Consider the following 843-nt stretch of genomic DNA (forward strand, 5'->3'; position numbering starts at 1 on the left):
CGTTTCGTCGGGCTGGCCGACAGGCTGGTTCCCTGGCTGGCCGCGGCTGCCGTGCTCCTGCTTGCCGCCGGTCTCTATATGAGCTTCACCGCGCCGGAGGACTTCCAGCAAGGCATCACCGTGCGCATCATGTACATCCACGTGCCTTTCGCCTGGCTCGCCATGATGTGCTATTCGCTGATGGCGGTTTCGGCGCTCGGCACGCTGGTGTGGCGCCATCCACTGGCCGATGTCGCGCTGAAATCGGCGGCCCCCATCGGCGCCACCTTCACAGCACTTGCGCTGATCACCGGCTCGATCTGGGGCAAGCCGATGTGGGGCACCTGGTGGGTGTGGGACGCGCGGCTGACATCGGTCTTCGTACTTTTTTTGATGTATCTCGGCATCATCGCGCTGACGCGTGCGCTGGATGACGTCAGCCGCGCCGCCTGGGCCGCCGCCATCATCACCCTGGTCGGCTTCATCAACATCCCGATCATCAAGTTTTCGGTCGACTGGTGGAACACCCTGCACCAGCCGGCCTCGGTATTCCGCATGGGCGGCTCGACCATCGACGCCTCCATGCTGAGGCCGCTGCTGGTGATGGCGCTCGGCTTCACCGTGCTGTTCTTTGCGCTGCACCTGATGGCGATGCGCACGGAGATTTTCCGCCGCCGGGTGATCGCCATGCGCAGGGTTGCCGCCAGGCAGGCGGAGCGGGCTCCCCCTTCTCCCCTTGTGGGAGAAGGTGCCGCCGAAGGCGACGGATGAGGGGTGTTCCAGGTAACGCCAACGGTACACTCCGCTGGAACACCCCTCATCCGTCTCGGCGCTGCGCGCCGATCCATCTTCTCCCACAAGGGG

Annotated in this window: 1 protein-coding gene; it reads left to right on the forward strand. The window is 65.0% G+C overall.

From position 1 onward, the window contains the following. On the forward strand, positions 1-750 hold a 750-nt coding region (locus tag EN745_RS35355), incomplete at its 5' end, for a heme ABC transporter permease (protein ID WP_145992354.1). Positions 751-843 lie beyond the last annotated feature (93 nt).

The organism is Mesorhizobium sp. M4A.F.Ca.ET.022.05.2.1, from assembly GCF_003998845.1.
Classification (GTDB): domain Bacteria; phylum Pseudomonadota; class Alphaproteobacteria; order Rhizobiales; family Rhizobiaceae; genus Mesorhizobium.